The organism is Pseudoalteromonas sp. SANK 73390, from assembly GCF_054966645.1.
The window spans coordinates 1-20,472 of sequence record NZ_ARPN01000043.1 but is presented as its reverse complement, the minus strand read 5'-3'; the positions used below and the strand labels follow the sequence as shown (position 1 = coordinate 20,472).

General features: G+C 39.5%; 18 protein-coding genes, 1 tRNA gene and 3 pseudogenes. 4 read left to right on the top strand and 18 right to left on the bottom strand.

The window, feature by feature from the left end:
• Positions 1–64 precede the first annotated feature (64 nt).
• The 16 genes from SANK73390_RS05000 to SANK73390_RS04925 form a co-directional block, all read right to left on the bottom strand.
• Positions 65–2,116 carry a secretin N-terminal domain-containing protein gene (locus SANK73390_RS05000; protein WP_462764293.1) on the bottom strand — a complete coding sequence of 684 codons (2,052 nt, stop codon included), beginning with the start codon at positions 2,114–2,116 and terminating at the stop codon, positions 65–67.
• A 16-nt stretch (positions 2,117–2,132) separates the two neighbouring features.
• Positions 2,133–2,642, bottom strand: coding sequence for a hypothetical protein (locus SANK73390_RS04995; protein WP_462764290.1), 510 nt, complete (start codon positions 2,640–2,642; stop codon positions 2,133–2,135).
• The gene (locus tag SANK73390_RS04990) at positions 2,635–3,204 is read right to left on the bottom strand and encodes a hypothetical protein (RefSeq protein ID WP_462764287.1); all 570 of its coding nucleotides are present in this window, start codon (positions 3,202–3,204) and stop codon (positions 2,635–2,637) included. Before SANK73390_RS04990 ends, SANK73390_RS04995 begins: the two co-directional genes overlap by 8 nt.
• A 1-nt stretch (position 3,205) precedes the next feature.
• Positions 3,206–4,333, bottom strand: a complete 1,128-nt coding sequence (locus SANK73390_RS04985) for a hypothetical protein (RefSeq protein ID WP_462764285.1) — start codon at positions 4,331–4,333, stop codon at positions 3,206–3,208.
• 6 nt (positions 4,334–4,339) lie between these two features.
• Positions 4,340–5,191 (bottom strand): type II secretion system minor pseudopilin, encoded by an 852-nt coding sequence (locus SANK73390_RS04980; protein ID WP_462764282.1) that lies wholly within the window; start codon positions 5,189–5,191, stop codon positions 4,340–4,342.
• Positions 5,191–5,856 (bottom strand): PulJ/GspJ family protein, encoded by a 666-nt coding sequence (locus SANK73390_RS04975; protein WP_462764279.1) that lies wholly within the window; start codon positions 5,854–5,856, stop codon positions 5,191–5,193. The genes SANK73390_RS04980 and SANK73390_RS04975 overlap by 1 nt, the downstream gene beginning before the upstream one ends.
• Complete coding sequence (locus SANK73390_RS04970; protein WP_462764277.1) at positions 5,846–6,274, bottom strand: PulJ/GspJ family protein; 429 nt, start codon at positions 6,272–6,274, stop codon at positions 5,846–5,848. The genes SANK73390_RS04975 and SANK73390_RS04970 overlap by 11 nt, the downstream gene beginning before the upstream one ends.
• Positions 6,261–6,650: a type IV pilin protein gene (locus SANK73390_RS04965; RefSeq protein ID WP_462764274.1), complete on the bottom strand. Its 390-nt coding sequence runs from the start codon at positions 6,648–6,650 to the stop codon at positions 6,261–6,263. The genes SANK73390_RS04970 and SANK73390_RS04965 overlap by 14 nt, the downstream gene beginning before the upstream one ends.
• A 1-nt stretch (position 6,651) precedes the next feature.
• Positions 6,652–7,854 carry a type II secretion system F family protein gene (locus tag SANK73390_RS04960; protein WP_462764271.1) on the bottom strand — a complete coding sequence of 401 codons (1,203 nt, stop codon included), beginning with the start codon at positions 7,852–7,854 and terminating at the stop codon, positions 6,652–6,654.
• Positions 7,854–9,506 carry a GspE/PulE family protein gene (locus SANK73390_RS04955; RefSeq protein WP_462764268.1) on the bottom strand — a complete coding sequence of 551 codons (1,653 nt, stop codon included), beginning with the start codon at positions 9,504–9,506 and terminating at the stop codon, positions 7,854–7,856. Before SANK73390_RS04955 ends, SANK73390_RS04960 begins: the two co-directional genes overlap by 1 nt.
• The gene (gene gspG, locus SANK73390_RS04950) at positions 9,506–9,931 is read right to left on the bottom strand and encodes a type II secretion system major pseudopilin GspG (protein ID WP_462764265.1); all 426 of its coding nucleotides are present in this window, start codon (positions 9,929–9,931) and stop codon (positions 9,506–9,508) included. The genes SANK73390_RS04955 and gspG overlap by 1 nt, the downstream gene beginning before the upstream one ends.
• Positions 9,932–9,944: 13 nt before the next feature.
• Positions 9,945–10,994, bottom strand: a complete 1,050-nt coding sequence (gene wecA, locus SANK73390_RS04945; protein ID WP_462764262.1) for a UDP-N-acetylglucosamine--undecaprenyl-phosphate N-acetylglucosaminephosphotransferase — start codon at positions 10,992–10,994, stop codon at positions 9,945–9,947.
• A gap of 86 nt (positions 10,995–11,080) precedes the next feature.
• Positions 11,081–12,034 carry a Wzz/FepE/Etk N-terminal domain-containing protein gene (locus SANK73390_RS04940; protein WP_462764259.1) on the bottom strand — a complete coding sequence of 318 codons (954 nt, stop codon included), beginning with the start codon at positions 12,032–12,034 and terminating at the stop codon, positions 11,081–11,083.
• Positions 12,035–12,054: 20 nt separating this feature from the next.
• Entirely contained in the window at positions 12,055–14,709 is a 2,655-nt protein-coding gene (locus SANK73390_RS04935) for an SLBB domain-containing protein (RefSeq protein ID WP_462764256.1), read from the bottom strand.
• A gap of 107 nt (positions 14,710–14,816) precedes the next feature.
• Entirely contained in the window at positions 14,817–15,611 is a 795-nt protein-coding gene (locus SANK73390_RS04930; RefSeq protein ID WP_462764254.1) for a DUF481 domain-containing protein, read from the bottom strand.
• A gap of 21 nt (positions 15,612–15,632) precedes the next feature.
• On the bottom strand, positions 15,633–16,448 hold the full coding sequence (locus SANK73390_RS04925) for a mechanosensitive ion channel domain-containing protein (protein WP_462764251.1): 816 nt from the start codon (positions 16,446–16,448) through the stop codon (positions 15,633–15,635).
• Between the two features lie 178 nt (positions 16,449–16,626).
• Here SANK73390_RS04925 and SANK73390_RS04920 point away from each other — a divergent pair.
• A tRNA-His gene (locus SANK73390_RS04920) sits at positions 16,627–16,702 on the top strand.
• A 424-nt stretch (positions 16,703–17,126) separates the two neighbouring features.
• Here SANK73390_RS04920 and istB read toward each other — a convergent pair.
• Positions 17,127–17,917: pseudogene (gene istB, locus SANK73390_RS04915) on the bottom strand (IS21-like element helper ATPase IstB).
• Positions 17,918–17,939: 22 nt separating this feature from the next.
• Positions 17,940–18,930 (bottom strand): annotated as a pseudogene (gene istA, locus SANK73390_RS04910) (IS21 family transposase).
• A gap of 234 nt (positions 18,931–19,164) precedes the next feature.
• Between istA and SANK73390_RS04905 the strand changes: the two are divergent.
• The 3 genes and pseudogenes from SANK73390_RS04905 to SANK73390_RS04895 all read left to right on the top strand — a co-directional run.
• Positions 19,165–19,285, top strand: a pseudogene (locus SANK73390_RS04905) (helix-turn-helix domain-containing protein); the annotation flags it as partial.
• Between the two features lie 167 nt (positions 19,286–19,452).
• On the top strand, positions 19,453–19,782 hold the full coding sequence (locus SANK73390_RS04900) for a hypothetical protein (RefSeq protein WP_462764248.1): 330 nt from the start codon (positions 19,453–19,455) through the stop codon (positions 19,780–19,782).
• Positions 19,779–20,402 carry an ATP-binding protein gene (locus tag SANK73390_RS04895; protein ID WP_462764245.1) on the top strand — a complete coding sequence of 208 codons (624 nt, stop codon included), beginning with the start codon at positions 19,779–19,781 and terminating at the stop codon, positions 20,400–20,402. Before SANK73390_RS04900 ends, SANK73390_RS04895 begins: the two co-directional genes overlap by 4 nt.
• Positions 20,403–20,472: the final 70 nt, after the last annotated feature.

Sequence of the window (20,472 nt, the reverse complement as noted above, 5' to 3'; positions counted from 1 at the left end):
ATTAATACTAAAATAAAGTAGTAATATGTCAATATTATTACTTTATAAAAGCTAACCACCCTACTTATTTAGTAGCCTCACTAAAATCTAGGTTATTTAAATTCTTTTTAAAAGACTCCATCACGCCTTGCCACTGCTCTGAAGCCTCAACCACACGTGGTGTTACCATTACCACTAACTCTGTTTTGGTTTTAGTGTCTTTTTTACCATCAAATAAGCGCCCTAAAATCGGTAAATCAGAAAAAAATGGCACACTCGTATCTGTTAAGCTATTACTTTGGCTAATTAAACCGCCCAACATAATAGTTTGCCCATCGGCCGCGATAACCTCAGTTTTTATCTTTCTTTTGAATATAGTGGGCTGACCTTGAGTCGACTCGTCACCGGAGGCGTCATTGCTAATTTCTTGCTCTATTTCCATCAATATGACCCCTTGTGCATTCACCGTAGGTGTTACATTGAGGTCTATACCCGTTTCACGATACACAACCGATGTTCGTGAGCCGTTAACTGGGTCGGTTACAATCTCCCCAGTGGTTGGAATTTCATCCCCAACTGCGATATTTGCCTCAACCCCATCTCGTACAGATATAGTCGGCCTAGATAGCACATTCACGTTCTGGTTTTTTTCAAACAACTGAATATCTAACTTGCCCGTAAGGCCCTCTAGCACATAATTAAGCCCACTTGCGGTATTACCCCCTATATTATAGTAACCAGTTTGCGCAGCGCGGTTATTTGCTAATGCAAACTTAACCCCTTGGCTAAACTCATCCGTTAAGGTGACTTCGGCAATCAACACCTCTAATACCACCTGCTTTGGCATCACATCTAGCCGTTTAACTAACGGCAGTAGGTTACGATACTCAGAGCCTGATGTATGAAATATTATCGCGTTTGAACGTTCATCTACAACCATGCGCATCGCATCATTTGACACATTGATATTAGAGTGAGTAGTGCTGCTTTTTTGCTGGGTTTGGTTTTCGCGCTCAGCAGAAGTACTACGACTAGGTGCGTGCCCTCCCCCTCCTAGCAGGTTTTGTAAGCTTTGCCCTAAATCAACCGCTCTGGCAAACTCGGGCTCAAAAATAAAATACTGCTTTTCATTACCATCCGCTGGGCTATCTAGTTGCTGCGACCAAAACTCAACTCGCCTCATAAATGTATCGTTATTAGTAAAAAACACTAAGCTATTGGTTCGCTCAATAGCTACAATACTAACAGCTTGCTCAGTAGAGCCGTTGGCAGAACTAGTAATACCTTCTTGTTTGAGAAGCTCGCCAAGTTTGATACTCAACTCTTTCACTGGCATAAAAACTGATTTATACATGCTAATATGGCGGTCTCTAAATGCTGGCTTATCCATTATTTGCATAAATTCAAGCGCGCGTACAACTTCCGTACGCTTACCTTTGAACATAATGGCATGTTGGTTAAATAAGGGTTGTGCATCTACGTTCGTCATTTGCCGTATTGTATTTGCTAATGGCGTTTGCATGCCGCTTTTAAACGGCGCAATTTGAATAATGGTATTTGCGGTGTTAGGTACGTCTTTTACTTGATTACCATATCCATAAACAACATTACCGCCCGAAGCGTTTTCTGATGGATGAATATAAAAGATCCCCTCTTGCTCTCGAATCACAATACCACGTTCAGTTAATAAGTTTTGGCTAAGTGAAAATAACTTGCGCTTGCTTAATTGCTCCTTGAGGTTAACCGTAATAGCATCTTCACTATTAGTTATTTCATCTCCAATGATGTAATTAACGCCAAGCAAGTCTCCAAATACATAATGCAAATAGTCTTTAACTTTTAAGCTATCTGCCGCTAACTGCACAGTATCACTGTCACTAAACTTGAGTGATAAATTTAACTGTGCTGTTTGGTTTACTTTTCCATCTCGTAGTGCTGGTAGGTATACTAGCCCTGTTGACTCTGAATTCACACTTACTGAAGGTGCTGATATTTGCTCATCTATGCCCGCAGCTTTTTTGAGTGGCTTATTGTGTAAATATGAGTCTTTAACTGCAACTGAATTTGGCATTGAGCTACATGCAGAAAGCCCTGCCGTAACAATAAAACTCAGTAAAATAGTCTGTGCTTGTTTCATAATTTTTCCGTTGTCGTTATTGCTTAGCACCTTGGTACATGATGAGCGTTATATCTTGATTCTCTGCGCGTAAAGCTACGCGTGTATTTGATAAAATTGATAGTTTAAACCCCTCAACATCCGCTTGATTATCAAAACGTACAAGTTTTGACTGGCCTGCTTTTAATGGTGTAACTTCGATTAAGGCATAAGAGATATCATTAGATTGTATAACCGCTTTTAACTGTAATTGTTTATCTCTAGCAAAAACGGTTTGTAGCTCACCACTTTGGCTAGCTTGATTGATAACTTTGCTATCATCGCCTTGGCTATCCGCTTCCTCATTTTGTGAGCCAGAAATACGCTTAATACTCGCTTCAATCTGCGCCTTTGAGTTTTCAGATAACACTGGCAAAATGTAAGCATCATCAAAGTTTGTTTGAAATGGCTTATCGCTAGCACTTGTGTTCATTGCCAGCCTGCTGGTTGCATCGTACGCAAAAACAAGTAGCATCAACAAAGCTAAATAAACGTACGACTTACTCATTGCTTGCTTGCCTCTCATTTAAATAAAAAGAAATTAGCAAGCTTGCCTCGCCACTCCCAGCTTGCTCAGCACTTATACCATTTAGGCGCATATCAAAATACTCTATTGCTATCATCGGATGCTGAGCTTCAAGGTGCATCAAAAAACGACCTAATGCAGCGACATCACCTTTAATGTTTGCCCGCATTTGCTCTCGGTGTATACTTGCTTGCAGAAACTTAAACTCCGGCTGCCAGCCAATATTATTGGTTTGTAATTCGAAATCATTCAACCACTTATTAACTTGCTTTTGCGCTTCAATTCTAAACTTTGAAGGATCTTGCCAGCTATATAATAACGCTTCAAACTGTGATTTGAGCGCAACAATCTGCTTATGTGCTTGTTCAATATCATCACGTTGATTAAACACCTGCTGCGCTTTGTTCAAGCGCTTAGCTACATGATCAATATCAGTAACCATGTTACCTTGCCAAGTAAGTAACGGCAGCAATGCAAACTTAATGACAGCTAAAATCGCAATAATACTCAGCGACAGTTTATACTGTTTAATTTGTTCAATCACATTATTCTCCTATACTCTCTTTGGCTACTTTGTGAGTGAACGCCATTTTATGTGCCTTAAAAGGGACATCATAACTTATCACAAACTCCTCTTTACCCTGGTAACTTCTAACAGGGAAGTCAAACTTGGCCTCAGATACCCATTTAACACTGCTAAGTTGCTCTAACACCGCGATAGCACTGTTGCTTTTTCCTCGGATCACAAAACGCTCCCCTTTGAACTCCATTTTTTCGATAGTCGCACTATCGCGCAGCTTTTCTAATATCAATAGGTTAGGAGATATTTTAGGCTGATTTACAAATACGCTTTGCAATGCTGCAACTTGACGCTGATGTTCTTCTAGCTTGGAGTAAGACACCAAGGCTTGATCAATCTCTAGCTGGTTTTTATCCAAGTCATCCTGCAGTAAACTTTGTTTCATTATCAAATAACCGCTACTGAGTAGTAAGTAAGCACAACCCCCAACTAGACTCATTAGAACCCCTTTTTTAAACGGTTCTTTGTACTGTTTAATACCGTTTGCTTGAAAAAAAGAGGTATGTGAGTTTAATAATAAAGGTAAAACCCCCGCCGCTAAATAATCAATTAATGTATTTTCATCTGAAATACGATTGCACGACTGCTGCTTAATACCCATAGTATTAGCAAAACGCTCTTCGCTATTAATAAGCCCCTGTTTCATAGCAGAATACACAACATTATTGCGTACAGCTAAGTAGTATCGCTCATTCACTAGTAATAACGCTTGTTCAGACATAGTCTGGGCTAATAGCGCTGTTTCGGGAAATTGCCAAGCGCCACTTTGAATTGATGATTGTGGATACCAAGCATTAATGGTTGTTGAAACGTCATCCTGTGCTCTGGCTTGAAAGATGGCTTTTTGGTTACCTTGCTTTTTTTGTCGCAGTGCCAGTAGACCTTTGAGTGACTTCCTATCTGTAATTGGTAACTTCTCTGTGCTTTCTTTAAAATGTTCTCTGGCTATGATCTGAAAAAATTTAGGTGCACTTGCTGGCACTAAACGCCACTGTTCTTGATATTCTAAATGATAATGCTGATTGTTTTTATAGTAGCTGACCAATTTACAAACTAACTGCTTTTGCCACCTAGATAACGGCTTCACATTCATTAACTTTTAACCTTCTGAAGATACCAAATTGACAGGATTAGCGTTTTTTGGTTGTAATAAATAATATAATGTACGCTTCACTCTTGAACTACCCACCTGAGTTTCCAATGATATTCTAAAATTATTTGAAGGATATAAAGTAACTTTATTACCTTCTACTAGGCCGGTATAGGCCAAAAAAATAGTTGGTGTTAATGAGCTGTTGTTGCGCAACTGTATAATTTGCCTTGCAACCGATCTGTCAAATAAACTCATAATCAAACTATCTGGTGATGTCATAGGATTGAAAGTACTGCCTTTATACATAGTTGAGTTTTGCACAAGAAATAGTTCTATGTACTTTGGCATGGAAATATGTGATAACTCTGGCCATACCTGTATGACCCCATTTTTATAATCTTGCTCTTTTAAAGAATACCTAGACGTACTATCTACATCTTGCCAGTCTTTTATTCGGTTTAATAACAGCCTCGCATCATAATCCTGCAGGCCTAGCTGCGTCAACATTCGCAGCCACCTTTGCTCTGAGGGAAAGTTTAAGTTTAACAGCCCTCTTAAATCTTGAAGCCTTACAGTGGTGTTATGTGATAACACAAAAGGGGTGCTATGAAAATTCCAACCTGCTGTCACCTCAGGAATACTAGGAGAAGAGCCTGCTGTAGGGGATTTTCGCTCGCTAAGCAAGGCAAAAAGTAAAGATGCCTCTGCACTATAGTTATCAACTAACGCTTGTGTACGATCATCAAACCCTTTTGCTATAGCTACCTGTTGCTTTGCCGTATTGGTAATAAAAAGTGCTAGCAAGCTTAAAACAGCGGTAATTAAAAGCACTTGGAGTAAGGCGATTCCTTTTTGCATTAAAATTGCCCAGCCTTACGAAAATACCCATTCCATCTGGTTGGATCTGAGTCTAGTTGCGCCAACAACTTAAAACTCCCTAACTCTAATTGGATGTACAGAGGAGTTAACTTACGCTCAAATGCAGAGTAGTTGTCATACCAATCAGGTTTTGCCCCTATTTGCTTACTCGCTGCTAATGCCAAGTCTCGCCAACCGAAATAATTTAACGCTGCACTGTTTAGACCTTTGATTAAAGTAAAATTATTTACAAACTCAATCTCTTGTTCTGTGGACGTTAAAATAATTTGATGAAGCGGTGTTGACTGATAAAGAAGATTAAACTTCTCTTGTTCAGCTTGTAAAATTAACCGAAAAACTTCTGTAGAACCTGTGGCTAAGCCATTATTAGTCACCGCTAGAAGTCGCGACTTTGAGCCAACAAAATACAATACAGGTTTATCCTTACTATCCCTAACAATGTAGGGGACAACCCCTTTAATTACCTGTTCGACTTGTGCCGTCGCTTTAGCCAAGCGAGCTTGCTGTTGAAAGTCTCCAAGCTCTTTATCCCACCTACTTGCGAATTGTAAATATGCAAACGTTCCTGTAGCCATCACTAAACTCAGTAACGTAATTGCAATGAGCAATTCAACTAGCGTAAAACCTTTACTCTTACCTATCACGCCAACTGACCTCTTTGAGCTGGTAGTGTCTGTTTAGTCCATTACTTTCTAAATTTAAGTCTACTTGCCACAGCTTATACTCATTAGTTCCACCTAGCATGGCATTAAATTCACTGCTACCTGCCAGTAAAGCATACTCTTTTTGTGTTACCATTTTGGCTTGCCAAGTGAACGCCACTTGGCCATTTATACCACTGCCACTGAGTGTATTTTTGTTAAATGGCATGTCTCGGATATCTTTGCGCACCGTATCTAGAATGCCAGGCATTGCAGTCGCAAACATAACATGTTTAGTTGCTTTTTCGGATGAAATGAATGCACCTCGATAAATCATTGAAACGGCAGTGATCACTGATAATAGAATAACGACAGAGATCAGTAACTCAACGAGTGTAAATCCTCGATTAGGGTGTCTCATAGTTTTGGATCTCAAGACTAAGTATTTGCTCTAAAAACATTGCGGTTACTTTATTTGGCTTTGCTACCCCAAAACGGTTCACGAGCAGTTCTTGTTCTGGAAAGATCAAATAGCTTACAGTATGTTCTTCCACAGTTCCGCCATCAAAATACACGATAGCGTTCCTTCCGTTTAATACAACTTTATAATCTCGCTGCTCTAAAAATGCTTGATTTGTTTTATTTCTGAGCCAGTTTTTGGTTTCAACAAGCTCGATTTTTGCATCTGAACGATTTATCGCCTTCAAAGATAAAGGCGCCACCAATGACATTAAAAGGCCCATTACGACCAATACAATAAGCAACTCTATCATCGTAAAGCCTCTCTCTGGCTTCATTTTAAAACCCGACATCATTGAGTGAAATCATACTGAGCATCATGACCACGACAACACCACCAACAAAAACGCCCATAAATAAAATCATGAGTGGCTCTAATAATGAGGTAACTCTATCGGTCCAAGTTTCAAAATCACTTTTCGAGCGGCTGGCTACTTCACTAAAAACCGCTTCCAGCTTGCCTGACTCTTCGCCCACTTCAAGTAGTGAGATATAAAACGATGGGTACAAAGAGGTCTGCTGTAATGAAGGGGTTAATTGGCTACCTCGCTTTACTTTTTTTCGCGCAACTTCAAGCTCAGAATAAAGTTGTTGGTTGCGAATATTGCCGGTTGCTAAATGTAAGGCTCTGTCTATAGGAACGCCAGCCTTAAGCATAAGGCTCAGCCCCGTATTAAAACGAATGCGCTCGACCGTCTTAACAGAGGTCCCTAAAACAGGAAGCCGCAATACAATCCGATGCCACCAAGCAACTACTGAATCTTGCTTACTGGCAAAGTAAATACCGATTCCCGCAAGAGATAAACTAATTAATAACAAGCTTTGATAGTCTGCAAACCAACGGCTAGTTGCCAACATTGCTTGAGTATACCAAGGCAGTTGGTCAATATTGGCAAACATGTCAGCCATTTTTGGAATTATCACATTAAAAATAAAAGCGATGCTCAAAATACAAACAAAGAAAATAACTGCAGGATAAGTTGTTGCACTGATGATTTTTTTTCTTAAATCGCGTTTAAACTTTAGATCTTCAGATAGCCCCGAAAATGTACCGGCAAGATCGCCTGAAGCTTCTCCCAATTCAATTAGATTACAGTACAAACCATCAAATACGTTTGGGTGCTCTCTACAAGCATTAGACAAGCTATTACCTTTTTTTAGGCTTTGGCTCAACTCTGATAATAATTTAGCTAAAGCCGGCTTTGCTTTAGTTTTTTTAATTATATCGAGCCCTCTGTCTATTCGTATCCCTGTTGCCAAAAGTAAACTTAACTCAGAGGTGACAAATTCAAGATCAGCAAGGCTCACCTTTTCTGCAAATAAAGCCTTTCCTTTTCCTGATGCTTTTAGCTCATTTAACTCAAAGGGCAATAACCCTTGTTGTTCAAGCTCTAACTGTGCGCTTGAAAGACTTTTTGATTCAAGCTGACCATCACATTTGCCGCCCATTGAATCATAAGCTTTATACTGAAAAAGAGGCATTACCCAGCAACCCTTATCACTTCTTCAATTGTTGTTTGCCCTAAAATAGCCTTATATAAACCGTCTTCCAATAAACTTCTACGGTTGTTACTCGTGTTGTGAACTTGCGCTTTTTGAATAAACTGAGCATCTTTTGGGGTCGATTTAATCGTATCGTCGCACTCAAGGTATTCAGTGATCGCCAATCGCCCTTTGAACCCACTATTAGCACAGGCTTCACAGCCCTTACTTTTCAAAAGCTCTATTTTTTCAATATTAAATTTACGAGCAATTCCATTTAAATCATATTGCTTTATTAACTTTTGAGCTTCAGGATCTGCAACAGCACACTGTTTACATATCTTTCGCGCAAGTCTTTGGGCAACAACTGAAATAATAGCTGCATTTAGCAGGAACTCATCAACACCTAAATCTAATAGGCGAGTATATGCACTTGCTGCATCATTGGTATGTACTGTTGAGAAAACCAAATGACCAGTTAATGCTGATTGCAATGCTATTTGAGCGGTCTCTTTGTCACGGATTTCACCCAGCATAATCACATCAGGATCTTGGCGTACAACTGACCGTAATCCAGCCGCGAAATCAAACCCAATTTCACTATTAACCTGAACTTGGTTCACACCTTCAAGTTGATATTCAACAGGGTCTTCCAATGTAATGATTTTAACATCATTACTATTGAGTGAGTTTAAAAATGTATACAATGTTGTCGTCTTACCAGAGCCCGTAGGACCTGTAAGTAATACTACCCCAGCCGTTTTCTTGATATCACGACGAATACTTAGCTCTATGTCTTCAGATAGCCCTAAAACAGACATATCGTAACGTACACTTTCTTTTTTTAGAAAGCGCATAACGATAGATTCACCATCATTTAGCGGTAAAGCTGAAACCCGAATATCAATCTCTTGATTCGCTATTTTCATCTCAATCTTACCATCTTGTGGACGTCGGCGTTCCGCAATATCCATGCCTGAAAGGATTTTTAATCGTGTTACTATTGGCAGCTGTTTACTTGCTGGAATAGCCTCTGCTTCATGCAAAACACCATCGACACGAAACCGAGCACGATAACGACCATTAAAGGGTTCTAAATGCATATCCGATGCACCTTGTCTCAATGCCCTACTAATCAATGAATTAAGCAGATTGACTGTCGGTGCCTCTGTGGCTAATTCGCGAAGCTTTTCTTCTTCTTCACTGAATAGATCATCATCTAAGTCGTATTTGTTATCAGATAATTGGCTTATAAGCAGGTTTATCTCATTAGCGGAAGCAAGTACGAACTGCGCGGCTATATTATTCTCATACAGCCACTCGTTCATATAGGGGTCTAAAGGGTCAACAACTGCAAAAAGCCAATCTTGTTGTTCTATATCTAACGGCACCCAATGGTGTTCAAGACAAGTTTGTAAATTTGCAAGTTCTTTGACTTGTACACTATCAAAGTCATCAACCTGCTGTTGAGTAATAATAGGTAAACCTAAGTAACGAGCATAGAGTAGCGTAACCTGATCCTCTGGAAAACTGCCCATATTAATTAGGATCTGTTCTAACCTGCCACCATATTTAGCCTGATAATTTACTGCCTTTTCGATATCAGCAGAGCTTACATTAAACTGCTCTAAGAGTAATTGTGTCAATTCCATTATTGATGAACTATATCTTCGTTAGAGTCTTCACCACCTTCTTTTCCATCAGCTCCTAACGACTTAAGCTGATATGGAGCACCATTTTCGCCCGGCACTTTATAAACATATTCGTTACCCCATGGGTCCATAGGTACCTCTTTAGGCAAATACGGTCCATCCCAGCGGGCTATTTCACTCACTCTTAATGCCTGTAAAGACTTAGGGTAACTCCCGACATCGAGGCGGTAAGTGTCAATGGCAGTCTCGAATGCCGACATCTGAACGGCTGCTATTTTTCTTTCTGATGAGCTTAACCTTTTGAAAAAGTCAGGGGCAACTAACGACATAAGTAAACCCAAAATCACTATTACAATCAATAGCTCCATCATAGTGAAGCCTGTTTGCTTATTATTGTTTATAAATTTACTTCTGTTGAGTTGCATATTGAACTACCACTTACTTTTTTATAAAAACGTATTTTCGAAGGAACCTTGCTACACGCCATGCGTGCTGAATACATGCAGAGTAACAAATAAACACAGATAGGAATACCAATAACATTCCCCATTCAGGAACTTTAAACAGTTCACCAGCCACACCAACTCCTGCCAAGCTCATAGCAAAGAATGAAATACTTGCCAACGCGCGTCGAGGACTAAACCCTATTCGCATAAAGACGTGATGTAAATGGTCTCTGTCAGCCATGAATGGAGACTGCCCTTTCTTAAGGCGTCTTATAATAATGGCCATCATATCCATCAACGGAACTGCAATGATCCATAATGCGGTTACAGGAGTAAATGCATTATTGGTATGAGATTGGCTTGATATCATTAATAGCCAAACCACACTCAAACCAATAAACATAGAGCCTGCATCACCCATAAATATTTTTTTATTCCGATGACCTTTAACGCCTAGGTTAAACGCTAAATAAGGCACTATCGTTGCAATTATAATCAGTGGTAATACACTTAACTCACCACCATTAACCGCCATCAAAAATAGAATTGCTGTGAAAGTAGTGATGCTCATAGCACCGGCTAAGCCATCAATACCATCAATCATATTAAATGCGTTAATGGCTGCTATTACTGCGATGACTGTAAAAGGAACTCCCCAAATACCGAGTTCAATATCACCAAACCCGAATAGATTGCCTAAGTTGTGAATATAGGCATCAGAGCCCCACATCATCAATAATGCAACGACTGCTTGAACACACAAGCGAATTTTAACGCCCAACTGCCTATAATCATCAACCACTCCTAACAACACAATGGCAGCGGCACAAATTAAATAAACAATCAAGCGTTTTTCTAAAGGGAGAAACACTAAAATTGAAATCAACACAGCGAGAAAAATAGAGACCCCCCCAATTAAAGGGATTGCCCCAACATGCTTCTTTCTACTACATGGCACATCAACCAATCCTACCCTCTCGGCTAATGGCTTGACCATAAAAATAGTGCAATAAGATGCAAAAAAAGCAAAAAATATGACCATACAGATCCACATATCCTCAGTGACCGACTAATATCAACGCGAGATTATAGCGCGTTTGAGCAATAAACAAAATTATCGATAACACTTTATAACACTTCTGTTTGTTTAACTTTAGAGACAACAAAATGCCTGAACAAAGCGATAGCCACAGACAGTATAAAACCTAAAAAGCTAAACGCGATACAAATAAGTGCGCGTTTGGGGCCCGCTTTTTGTTGAGGCTGTATTGCTGGATCAATCACTTTAAACACATATTGCGCCTGTGTTTTAGCTAGCATTCTAGTTTGCTCTTGCTGCTCTATAAGTTGGTAAAATATTCTTTGCATATCAGCAACTACAGTTTCCTGTAAGGCACTTTTTAAGTACTCTATTTTGCCTTCAGCCTCTGCAATATCATTTTGCTTCATATACTTATTAATCTCTAATACGAGATGTTCAACAAGAAACTTAGCAATTTCAGGCGAAACGTGAGAAGCCGACAGCCTTACTATCCCTTTTTTTTGCTCTTCTACCACACCTATATTATTTGCCATCACATATTCGAACACTTCCTGTGCACTTGGCTCTATTTGCATTGGCGGCTTTACTTCTCTGAGCCACTTATTCGCTTGTGAGTCATACAAACTTTCTTTATAAATAATGCTGTTGCTCGACAAGTCCCATCGCTCTGCTGCAAGTAATTTGGCTTTTAAGTCATATTTTTCAACAAATGAATTTATAAATGCACGGCTTTGTAATATTTGTAACGCAAGACCTGCTTTATCACTTTTTCCACCACCAATATTCACACCAGCCATCGCAGCAAGACCACCAAACTCTGACTTCAAGCCAGATAACATGCCGCCTTGATCTCTTTCGACCGGAGCTAAAATAGCCGTTGCTCTGTATTCGTTTGGCAAGGATAATGCGTAAAAAACGCCTGCTGCTGAAAACAGTGCTGATATCAAAATAATAAGCAGCTTTGAGCGCCATAATGCCGATAGAATTTCTGTTAAGTCAATTTCATGACGCTTAACAATCATTGCTTCATTTAATTCCAAACTACTTACCCCTAATTATCCTAATCTAATCTCGAAATAGAGGCTGCAGCTAAGCCCAGTTGATAAATAATTTGTGTCGCTGATGTCCACAACTCTAAGCTATTAATATGCTCTGTATCCAATGGAACAACTATGGTGTCACCAGCAGACAACTGGCTTGATTTGTTATTAACCGCAAACCATGAACCTGTAGTGCTAGGTAATACCACCGAACCATTCGCTTTGATAATATAGATACGACCTTCGTCAGCTTTTTGTTTTAAGCCACCACTTGCGCTTATATATTCGTTAACGTCTTTCGTAGGGTCATATAAATGCGTAGAAGCAAAGTGTACCTCGCCAATTACATTGACCGCATCTTGCTTAGCTGGAATATATAGAGCATCGTCATTTTCAAGTATAAGTTCTTGAGTTGAGCTCTCGCCAATATTTATAACTAACCGCCCTAGCGCTTCAACTTGAGACAGATCTTTAATGATATTATCCATATCTTCATAAGGCATATTGTTGGTTGAGTCTTTTTGGAACGTATTAGTCACAATATCACGACGCAAACTCTGTGTTAGTCGCTGTAATTGAGATTTTTCTTTGCGCTTAATTGACTCTCTCGTGAAAATAGCAGCTTCTTTATGTGCAAACTCACTAAGACCACCTGCACGTTTTAACACATTTGCCAACGTTTCCCCGCGGCTAAATGTATAGGTGCCAGGAAATTGGACTTCACCTACTATTTTTATCTCTAATCTTTCTTGCCAATTTGGCTTTGGAAAGATATTTACCGTGTCATTGCTGGTGATTTTTAACGTATTACTTGTAAGCTCTTGAACACCATTAAAATCAATATGCTCAACTTGTTTATCTGCCGAGTAAGACGCTCGTGATAGTTCAACTTTTTCAAGATACGCTGACTCTAAAAACCCTCCACCTGCATTGACAGCTTTTTGGAAAGTTGGTTTTTTAGGTAATGGATAAATATTTGGATATTTAACTTCACCATTAACAGCAAACAATTTAACAGGCATCGAAGCACTTGCTTGCTGCTTAAGCTTAGCAACTATAGGCGCAAGCAAGTTGTGACGGCTAAATACAGCATAATCTTCATCTTCTATTTCTTCTGACTGCTTAAATAGCGCTGATATACTGCTAATTTGCTGCTCTTCTTCCTCGAAAGTAAACTCTTCTTTAACACCAATATATTTTAAGTACTCATCCTTTTCATATTGCTCCCACAGTTTTACGTTTTCTCGTAATGCGAGTTGTTCTTGACTGTAGGCTAAGTTTGATAATACTTGCTCTTCATCTTCTTTAAGTGCATAGCGGCTAAAAACTACAATCGTATCATTTGATTCAAGTTTCAGATTATCCTGTTGGTTCAGCGCGACGTCTTGTAAAGAAAATTGAAGCACTTCAATATCACCATCTAGGTTCAACTCTCGTATAATTAAGCCATAGTTAAAGTCAGCTATTGGTAATAAATCTTCACGAGGGCTAGAGAATATATCGCGTAATGTTTTGCCTGCATACCATTGATAGTGACCAGGGCTTGTGACTGCACCAATTAAAGTAACCGTATTTTGTAAACGTGTAGAAGCTGCATTGACAATAACTTCATCACCATTTTGAGGCGTGTAACTAGCTTCTCGAGTGAAATCATAATTAAGTGTAATACGCTTTCCATCACCATTATAGCGAGATACAGCAACTCTTGATTTATTAGCATTTGCCTTAAGCCCTCCCGCCATAGACAATACCGTTGCTAACTCATCATTATCTTGCAATTCAAAAATCGCTTGTCTATTTACTTCGCCTTTTATAGTGATTTTTTTCGTTGCAGGTGGAACAAAAACTACATCACCAGGCTTTAATATCATATCGTTTGAACTATCACCCTTTAAAAGTAGGTCATATAAATCAAATGTCGTCATTAATTTGCCAGCGCGCTTAACTTGTATATTACGCAGCGAACCCAAATCACTCACACCGCCTGCTACAAATAAAGCATGCGTCACACTTGCCAATGGGGAGACCGTATAGCTGCCCGGCTTATATGCCTCACCAACAACCATGATACGCATAGCATTTAGTTCCCCCATGCTAACAAATGCACTTACACCAATCATTTCGTCTTCTATTTTTTTCTTAACTAAAACTTTTAACTCTTTAAATGACAAACCGACAACATGTACTGGCGCTAAGTTTGGAATCGCCAAACGCCCTTCGCTGTCAATTTGTACTTCATATTCCTCACTGGTTTTTCCATACAAATTAACTTTAATATTATCACCAATACCAATAAGGTAAGTATCTGGGATCGCGGCGATCTCTGTGGGCATAAATGTGGTGGGTTCCCCTTCAAAGAGTTCATAACCAAAAGGCTTTAATTCCAACTGTTTTGGCTTGTATCTATCTTCAAACTCTTCATCTTCAAGCTGCTTTTTAGCTCGATCTTGTATAGAGGTTTGAGATTCCTCTTCTTCTTGTTCACTCGCCCCTTCCTTATCTAGGTTTTTCATATCAAACCCATATTTTTTGGCAAGAGCTTCTTGCTGAGCTTTGGGAAGCTTTTTAAACTGCTCCATTTGTTGCGGGCTAGGTGATGCCGCATTAGCCGCCTCTAAATTAAATACAAATATTGAAAATAGAACAAAAAAGACAGTTAATTTACTTAACTTCACAAATATGACCCTTAATGAATGCGCGATTTGACCGACGAATGATACAGTATTTCTAGCGCAAAAAAAATGGGGCCTATGGCCCCATTTATGTATAAAAGTGTAATCGGTTAGAAGCTATAGACCAGAGTTAACGATGTTTCTGTATCTGTATTGTCTTTTTCCGGCGATACATCTGAATTGTGAATCACATTGTAAGCCACTTTCATTTGCAACGAGCCATTAATTTTTGTCATCAATGCTGATTCAGATGTTGTTTTTGTATTACTTTCACCGTACTCAACAGCCACTAATTGAGTAAAACGTGCATTTTCAGAAAGCTGCCAATTAAAGTCTAATTTACCCACTCCGATCACTTCACTTTCTGACGTTCCCGCCAAAGTATTTCCATTTTCATCTATTTCAGAACTATCATTTTGATGTTCAAAACGCTTAACACCAGGGCCCACCTCTGCATTTAAATACATATTTTCATTACTAAACAGTCGCTGACCATAACCCACTGATACAACAGTTTCGTTTCTATATGCACCAAAATAATCTGATACATAGGAGCCATAAATAAACAAATGACTATGGTCTTCTGTTAATTTGTAATTACCCTGTGTAGAAAGTGAATACTTTTCGTTAGTGCGCTCTGTAACACGTTCACCAGCGCTATTTTCAATTTCATCTTCTTTATAAATACCACTGAGTTTGTACTCATTGTGCCAATTATCTAGATTATGCTTAGCTTTAATGCCACCTTTTAACGTCGTTGTTTTAGTATTACCGCTGGTAATAATGGCACCAACTTCACTACTCACATCCCACGCTTTCTTTACCTTTTTGGCATCATCGCTTTGCGCAGATGCTTTACCCGCTATAATCGTGATAACACACAAGGACAACAGTTTTAATTTCATTACTCAATAACCTTTAAATAATTAGTCTTTATGAAGGTGGACATCCATTTGTGGAAATGGAATATTAATACTGGCTTCATCCAGTGAAATTTTTATATTTTCAACTAAGTCAAAATATGTCGGCCAATAATCAGGCGTTTTCACCCATGGGCGAACAACAAAATTCACACTAGAATCACCAAGTTCTAGTACAGCTACCGTATAAGCTGGCTCCTTAAGGATACGCTCATCTTGTTCTAACACTGATTTCAATACTTGCTTTGCCTGTTTGAGGTCTGCGTCATAGCCCACACCAATAACCAAATCAATACGACGCGTTTTCTCCCTTGAGAAGTTTACTATTGCACCAGACATGATCGAAGAGTTTGGCATTATGATAACTTTGTTATCTGGCGTTTTTAACTCTGTAGAAAAAATTTCTATTTTTTGCACACTACCAGCCTTACCACCTGCTTCAATATAATCACCGGCTTTAAAGGGCCGTAGAATAATAATAAGTACACCTGAAGCGAAATTCGATAACGATCCTTGAAGCGCTAAACCAATAGCAAGACCTGCAGCACCTAAAATTGCGATAAAGGAGGTAGTTTCAATGCCAACTTGTGATAACGCCATCAATACGGTGGCTGCAAACACAATTGCATAAACTATATTGGCAACAAAACCGGCAACAGCCTTATCTATTTTGCGCTTGTCAAAAGCTTTAACTGTTAATCTATCGCACATTTTTGCGACTTTTACGCCAATAAGCAAAACGAGTAAGGCAATAAGAGCCTGCATCGAAAAGTGGAGTAATAAATCAGAGTTATCATTTAACCATGTAATAGCTGTATCCATAAAGCCTCCTAGGCGTGGTTTTTAATTTTAAGCAGATCATACATAGATTATATGAATATTGTCGGTATGTAAGGATTTTTTTATTTGTGTTTTTCCATAAAAAACAAAAAAACACTTTGCAAGTGTAAGATATTTATGTATTATGCGCGCCACACACTAAAGAGGTGTTGTTATTGTGGCGGCTGTAGCTCAGTTGGTAGAGCCCTGGATTGTGATTCCGGTTGTCGTGGGTTCAAGTCCCATCAGTCGCCCCATTTTAAATGCCAAACAAATCATACTGCTAAGCAGTAATAGCTTACCTAAATGAAATGCTTAATCTGTATGTTCTAGTCAACACCAACAAGACCTTTTCCTAAAGATCCTTCTCTATCTATTCGCAACAGAATATTCTTAACTTTATGAATCCATTATAAATTGTAATATCACATATATATTCAACAATGCCATTTTTTCATATACTCACGAGTTAGCTGTGGTGCTTTAAATAGCTAATCAGGCTTTAACCTTTCTACAACAGTATTGATACATCTAGGTCAAGGCAGAGTTAGCTTTGATAAATAAGAGATAATAATTCGATACAACTCTCTGCTATGTAGCACTTTAAGCAACGCTGGATTTCTTTTGTCAACGGTAATCTAATTTTGACCCACTTAGCGGTAAAGTAAAATTGACCCACCTTTAGTGTTTATACTTCATTTGTTTATTGGTGACTGGGGCTATTCCAGCCATTTTTTTGCCTCTAAGTCGATAACTATCTCCTGCGATCTGAACGATATGTGCATGATGTAGCAATCTATCAAGCAAGGCCGCTGTCAGTGTTTGATCGTCAGCGAAGGCCGTTGACCATTGTGAGAACGGCAAGTTGCTCGTGACAATGACACTGCCATATTCGTAACGTTTGGCTATCACATTAAAGAACAAGTTGGCTTCCTCTCTCCCGAAGGGTAAATAGCCTATTTCGTCTATAATCAGTAACTTTGGGGCGAGTACACTTCGTTTAATATACCCTCCAGTCTGTCTTGTTTTTTGGCTGTCGCTAGTTGCAACATTAAATCGGCAGCGGTAATAAAGCGCACTTTAATACTTTTTTGAATAGCCTGATAGGCATAACTTAATGCTAGATGACTTTTGCCTACACCACTTGGACCAAGTAATACAATGTTTTCCGCTCGCTCAATAAAAGCAAGGCTGGTAAGTTCTTGAAGCTGTTTTTTAAGTGCTCCGCTAGCGAACTTAAAGTCATAATCTGCGAACAACTTAATGGCCGGTAAGCCAGCGAATTTGAGTAGTGTTTCTCTTGTTCGTTGCTGCCTTGCTTCTACTTCAACGTTTAGCAGTAATTCAAGGAAGTCAGCCAGCGAACTGTCTTTCCCAGCGGCATTGTCAGCAATGGCAGACCACTCGGTTGCTAAGGTGTTTAACTTTAGAGTCTCACAAACTTGCTGAATTCGCTCCATTTGTAAATTCATGGCTGAGCCCTCAACAACTGGTCTAAACACTCAACGGGTGTTGGAAGCTCTCAACAGGAATTGCCCTTTGTGATGGTATCAATGATGGTTTATCAGGCCGTGACTTTATTGGTAATGGAGCCAATGCCAGTTGTTCTTTAATTAACAAGGCCGCTGGCGTTTGTTTTGTCGTTCCGTGTATTCTTTTATTAGCAACATCTTCGAGCCATGGTCCGATTTGTGCGTTGGCCGTATCAACATCCAAGGTAAGCCCAGCTTGCTTTAATGTTGCTGCAAGCGGCGTAATAAAACTGCTTTTTAAGTAGCCATTGAATCGTTCGACTTTACCTTTGGTTTTTGCTCGGTAAGGGCGGCACGCTCTTAATCTGAACCCATAATCAGAAGCAAGTTCAAGTAGGAGCTTATTCCACCGATGGTGACCATCGCCATAAGCATCTCGCTCAATCATCAAGCATTTGGCGTTATCAAACAAGACTTCCTTGGGAACGCCACCGAAATAATGTAGAGCTTCGCGGACCCCGCTTATCCAATCGTCCTGTTTCTCATGAGTGCTGAAACGTACATAAGTACCACGGCTAAAGCCCATGGTTGCCACAAACGCTTTAAGTTTAGCGTGACCTCGCTTAATGGTCGTAAAGTCTACCTGCACCTGTTGTCAGGTGCCGTTTCGAAGCGGACGATATCTTCTTCCATTTTAGGTTTAAACTGCCGAATGTAGATTTTTAAGATCCCTTCTTTGCCATCGTATCCCTGCGTCTGAACTTCGCGTAATAAAACCGTAGCGGGGATCCAATAAGGCTTAGCAGCCTCAATTCGTTCTCGAAAGTAAGGTTTAAAGGGTCTAGCTTTGAAGGCCGAGCAGACCTAGGGCCATAATTAGGTGTTCGGGCAATATCTCGCAAATAACAACGAACAGTGTTGCGAGCGATACCGAGTTGACGGCTAATAGCTCGGATACTGTGCCCTTGTTGATGTAGTACATGAATATCCACTAGTGACTCCTGATTTAGCATTGCATCTCAACCACCGTTTTTTAAACCGATGGTCATTGTACCTCTGGTGGGTCAATTTTAAATTATCGTTAGTGGGTCAGTTTTACATTGTCGGTGACATTCTTTACTCAACTTACCTTCTGATGAACAAGTTGCTAGTCAATTGTTTTTGTTACCAGCAATGCAAAAATGATCCACTTCAACAATTGAGATCTGATCCAGTTAACTTAACACTGGTGTTTTTCGGTAAGCACCATGATTTCAAAAGAAGAGTTCATGAAAATGAAAGTCTTAGCCATCCAAGGCATGTCTCAACGAGCCATTGCTAAACAGTTAGGCATAGCGCGCAACACAGTTAAAAAATACCTTCAAGGTGACTTTAACGAGCCGCATTATGCTACTCGTAAACGGGTATTTCAAAATTAGAGGCCTTTAAACCGTATTTACATTCTCGATTAGTAAAAGCCGCTCCAATACATTTATCAGCCGTTGTTTCCTCAGAGAAATTAAAGAGTAAGGTTATACTGGAGAAAAGTAGAGCGAATGGTGTGTTATGTACGCAATGATTTTTATCATCCATTGGCGACTAAATTATCTGCCCTTGAACTTACTTTAGACGTTGAGACTGCCAATATTGAAGTCATTGACTGGTTAAATACGGTTGCTAATCAACGTATTCACGGCACAATCAAAGTAAAGCCAGCTGATAGGTTAAAAGAAGAGCAAGTCTACCTGCAATCTTTACCTCCAACTCAACCCCCTGCACCACCACAACCGGTAGAAGTGACAATACCTGTATTTGATATGTCCTTCGAGACTCAACCGTTACATCATGACTTAAATATTTACGCACAGTTTTCGGAGGCATTATGAACTTACAATTAGCACGTTTGCATGAACTAACAGAGGAGCTTCAACTTGCTGGTGTTGAAACGAACGCAACAGCACTAGCACAACAAGCGGCAAAAGAAGAGTGGGATTATTTACAGTTTTTAGAGCGCGTACTACAAAGTGAGCAAGCGTATCGGCACCAACGTAAACAGGTAATGTTTACGCGTGTGGCTGGATTTGCGTCATTAAAATCACTCGAGAAATTCGACTTTACGTTTGCCTCCGGTGTGCCCAAAAAACAGCTTAACGAGCTTGCCACACTCTCGTTTATTGAACGAAAAGAAAACATCGTTCTGCTCGGGCCATCAGGTGTAGGAAAAACACATATAATAATTGATGAAATAGGTTATTTACCGTTTAGTGCACAGGAATCGAAATTATTATTTGACGTCATAGCAAAGTGTCATGAAAAAGGAGCGATCATATTCACCAATAATCTCCCATTTGGACAATGGGGGAGCATTTTTGCGAATGATACAGCGTTAACATCAGCTATGTTAGATAGAGTTTTACACCACTCACATATTGTTCAAATTAAAGGGGAGAGTTATAGGATCAAAGAAAAGAAACAAGCCGGATTAATGGAAAACCTTAATAAATAGTGGATCATTATTCAAATGGTGGAGTGGATCACTTTTCGGTTGTTGTTGACACGAGTGACCAAGATGTGTG